The organism is Companilactobacillus crustorum JCM 15951 (assembly GCF_001434585.1).
GTDB lineage: Bacteria > Bacillota > Bacilli > Lactobacillales > Lactobacillaceae > Companilactobacillus > Companilactobacillus crustorum.
In genome coordinates this window covers 1-3,722 of record NZ_AZDB01000069.1, presented here as the reverse complement: position 1 = coordinate 3,722, position 3,722 = coordinate 1, and the positions used below count along the sequence as shown (strand labels likewise).

Genomic DNA, 3,722 nt, shown 5'->3' with positions numbered 1-3,722 from the left:
CAACTCTATTTATCGTACAGCCAAAATAATAAGCAATTGGTCTACTTGGTCAAGCTGCTTGTTCCTGAATGGAATGAGCAGCTTTTTTAATGTGACTATGAAAATTCAAACTGACATAACTATTCTTTAATTCGATGAGAAGACGTAAACGGAAGTTTTCAAAGTTCCGGAAACCGTAAGCAGTCTTTTTAATGGCTTTGATCTTGTTGTTTGTTCCTTCCACGGGTCCATTAGAAAAGGTCGTCTGAAAGCTGTTCTTGATTTCTTGTAGATGTTTACGCAAGGTACGATTAGTTTTTTTGATGGGCTCAGGCATGCCTGCAGCTGAACGTGTTAGACTTTCTAAGAGCCTTGGATCTCGCTGCTGGACAGCTTGTAAAAGTGTTTGATAATAAACGTAAGCTTGTCGCAAAGCGGAGGACATGTTTAATAAACGCTCCACAATATCCTGTTCACATAACTGCATATTACGAAAGTTTCTGCTTTTACGATAGGTTTTAAAATCAAGTTTGTTCGAGTCTTTAGTTAACAATTTCCAATAATGTTTCAAAGCACGTGCGTTGTGCGAACCCTGTCCCGCCTGTTTCATGGTTTGTGTCCGAACTAAGTTTAAGGCCCGATAAGCTTGGGTTACGACATGGAAGCGGTCGGCAATGATCAGCGCTTGCGGAAAGATCTCATGGATCAAGGATCGATAAGGCGAGTACAGATCAACTGTGACCGTTTGGACTGCCCAGCGAGCTTGACGGTCATATTGTAAAAAGTAACTTCGTAAGTATGTATTATGCCGAGAACGCACGATATCTAACGTGCGGCGTGTCGCAATGTCCATGACAATGATACTCATGCCGCTACTAGAAAAGTTGCCCGCTTTAAAGTCGTCAAAAGCGATATTTTGCGGTAAGAAATGATGATTGGGCCTTAAGTAAGTTGAGAGCTCTTGCGCAAAGCGCATCACTGTCATTCCAGAGATCCCAAAATCAGCGGCAATATCTTTTTGCGAGATATCCTGGTCTAATTTAGAAATAGCCTGATATTTAACGGCTTGTGAGATTTGGTCGTTAGCCTTGACGTCCTTGATCTCCGCAAGTTTTGTAATAGTTTTAGGGCAGGCAGCTGAAGCCGGGCAGAGATATTTTTGTTTGCGGATCGAAAAAACATTTGTGATCCCACCCGAAGGCAAACCGAGCATCTCAACGGTTTTAAAACCGTTGTAGCGCATTTTTTGACCACAAACTGGGCAAGCACAAGGATAAGATTGCCGCAAATGGATCTTGCGGACTTTTTTATGTTGGTAAAATCCTGCAGCTATCACTTTATTCTTATATTTTGGATCAAATTCCAGGTGTGAGTCTTTAATTCCCAATAGATCCAGTGTACAATTCTTCATGTAGGACATTTCTTTCAGTGTAGGGATTGTTTCTTTGAGATGAAGTGTGTCTTCATCTCTATTTTTTTATCATAAAACAAAATTGGTACTGAGAGAAGATTTTTCTATCAGTACCAAATATTATAGAACCCAGTTTTAAGACAATCCGTTGGTGTTAAGAAGGGATCGGGTACTACATGGTTTTGTAAATGTGATTGTGGTAATTATACCGACGTGGCAAGCACAAAACTTATTCAAGGAACTACCAAGAGTTGTGGTTGTCAATTAAAGAAGGCACGAGAAAAACGGAAAAATATTTACAAAGATGAAAAGATACAAGAGAAGATAAAAAAAACTTTTAGAAAAAATGACGGTCGTGAAAAAAATACTAAACTATCTATATTGGAACTAGCAACAAGCGACAAATTAAAGGCAAATAATTCTAGTGGTGTAACAGGGGTTTCTTATAGTAAACGTGATAAGAGGTGGCGTAGCTATATCACAGTAAAACATATACGCTACGAGCTAGGATATTTTAAAGATAAGGAAAGTGCAATCCAAGCTCGAAAAAAAGCTGAAAAAGAATTAGTTGAAACCATTTTAAAAAAATACAAAAATAAATAAAAAATTCATAGCCTTTATAAGACACGAAATAGATTTGTTATAAAAAATAAGCTGAAAAATACCTTACTACCCAATTTTTTACAGACATGATATAATAGAAGCAGAAAAAGAAGCCTTGCTTGAACAAGACTTCCCATGTAGAACCGTTTAAGACGGTGGCATAACTTAATACGATTAAATAACCGCTAGCTTGCCAGAGCTAAGGCGGTTATTTTTTTTGCTGATTTTTAATCAACTCAACAACTAATGCGATTAAGGCCACGATAAAAGTACCGAAAGCCAGCATTAATTGTAAAGCGTCCGAAACGGACACTTGGGCTACTCCTTTCCTAGAATGTGAGTTTATAGTTTTTACACCATAAGCACCACCCCCTTTAAGGAAATAGCCACCGCCTTAACTTCTCTACTTGAACTATTATACAGGATAACTAGTAATTTACTTATTGATGATTAATGTTATATTACCTTAATAGGCATTGAAACATTGCATTTAAGTTTTATTGTGTATAACGATGTTACACAAATTAAATCGGTGGTGGTTTAAAATGAAAAAAATTTATTTTTTATGTACAGGAAATTCTTGTCGCAGTCAAATGGCTGAAGGATATGCCAAAAGTATACTATCGCCCGATATTTTTGAGATAGAAAGCGCGGGTATTGAAACGCATGGACTAAATCCAAATGCTGTTAAAGTTATGGCTGAAGACGGAGTAGATATTAGTAGCCACTACTCTAAATTAATTGATCTAAAGTATTTTAATACTTCAGATTTAGTTATTACTTTATGTGGTGATGCAAAGGATAAATGTCCTATGCTTCCCCCGCAAACAAAAAGTTTACACTGGCCTTTATCTGACCCAGCGCAAGCAACAGGAACATTAGAAGAGCAACTAGAAGTATTCCGTAAGGTTCGTGACGAGATTAAAAAATTAATTATAGATTTAAATGACCACTTTCATTGATTACAGAAAAGCGACATAACTCAACAGTTGTGGCCTCTTTTTTGATACTGTATAATTAAAGGGTTAGAACCGTGTCATTACTTAATGACATAATTAAGGAGATAAAAAGATGAAATATGGCTATGCGCGGGTCAGTACCACTGATCAAAAATTAGCAAATCAAATTGAGTTACTAAAATTGGCAGGAGCAGAAAAAATCTTTCAAGAAAAGTTTACCGGCACAACTACCGAACGACCGGAGTTTCAAAAACTGTTGCGCGTTCTAAAAACAGGCGATACTTTGATTGTCACTAAGTTGGATCGGTTTGCGCGGAACACACGCGAGGCCTTAGCCATTATCCAAGAGTTGTTTAAGGAAAATGTCAAAGTTAACATTTTGAATATGGGCTTAATTGACAATACGCCGACTGGACAACTAGTCTTTACAATATTTAGCGCCTTTGCGCAGTTTGAACGCGATATGATTGTCACGCGCACACAAGAAGGTAAATTGTATGCCAAGCAACATGATCCGTTGTTTCGGGAAGGGCGACCGAAAACGTATTCTGAGGAACAAATCAGATTTGCCTACGAGTTACGAAAACAAGGCATGACCTATAAAATGATTGAACGAAAGACGGGGATTAGTAAACGCACGCAGCAGCGACGGTTTAAGTTAATTGAGAAACCAAGTGATACTTCTAAAATCTAAGACAGGTGAAAGATCATGAAAAAGGATATTTTAAATTATTTCCTATTTTGGTAGATTGTAAAAGTAATCCGAACGC

Annotated in this window: 5 protein-coding genes; 3 read left to right on the top strand and 2 right to left on the bottom strand. The window is 37.6% G+C overall.

Annotation, left to right across the window (positions count from 1 at the left end; translation table 11 throughout):
• Positions 1 to 49: 49 nt before the first annotated feature.
• A complete protein-coding gene (locus FD26_RS10600) occupies positions 50 to 1,390 on the bottom strand; it encodes an ISL3 family transposase (RefSeq protein WP_057868391.1) in 1,341 nt (446 codons plus the stop codon).
• 213 nt (positions 1,391 to 1,603) lie between these two features.
• Here FD26_RS10600 and FD26_RS10595 point away from each other — a divergent pair, with 213 nt between their 5' ends.
• Positions 1,604 to 1,993, top strand: a complete 390-nt coding sequence (locus FD26_RS10595; RefSeq protein WP_057868390.1) for an AP2 domain-containing protein — start codon at positions 1,604 to 1,606, stop codon at positions 1,991 to 1,993.
• Between the two features lie 208 nt (positions 1,994 to 2,201).
• Here the strand turns inward: FD26_RS10595 and FD26_RS10590 are convergent, their stop codons facing one another.
• Positions 2,202 to 2,306, bottom strand: a complete 105-nt coding sequence (locus tag FD26_RS10590) for a putative holin-like toxin (protein WP_046870757.1) — start codon at positions 2,304 to 2,306, stop codon at positions 2,202 to 2,204.
• A 232-nt stretch (positions 2,307 to 2,538) separates the two neighbouring features.
• Here FD26_RS10590 and arsC point away from each other — a divergent pair, with 232 nt between their 5' ends.
• Together arsC and FD26_RS10580 are read left to right on the top strand one after the other, a co-directional pair.
• Positions 2,539 to 2,955: an arsenate reductase (thioredoxin) gene (gene arsC / locus FD26_RS10585; protein ID WP_046870756.1), complete on the top strand. Its 417-nt coding sequence runs from the start codon at positions 2,539 to 2,541 to the stop codon at positions 2,953 to 2,955.
• Positions 2,956 to 3,064: 109 nt separating this feature from the next.
• On the top strand, positions 3,065 to 3,646 hold the full coding sequence (locus FD26_RS10580) for a recombinase family protein (protein ID WP_057868389.1): 582 nt from the start codon (positions 3,065 to 3,067) through the stop codon (positions 3,644 to 3,646).
• Positions 3,647 to 3,722: the final 76 nt, after the last annotated feature.

What these genes read in the sequence shown, in the direction of transcription:
- arsC (WP_046870756.1), top strand. Translation starts at nt 2,539, where the DNA reads ATGAAAAAAATTTATTTTTTATGTACAGGAAATTCTTGTCGCAGTCAA.
- FD26_RS10600 (WP_057868391.1), bottom strand. Translation starts at nt 1,390, where the DNA reads ATGAAGAATTGTACACTGGATCTATTGGGAATTAAAGACTCACACCTG.
- FD26_RS10580 (WP_057868389.1), top strand. Translation starts at nt 3,065, where the DNA reads ATGAAATATGGCTATGCGCGGGTCAGTACCACTGATCAAAAATTAGCA.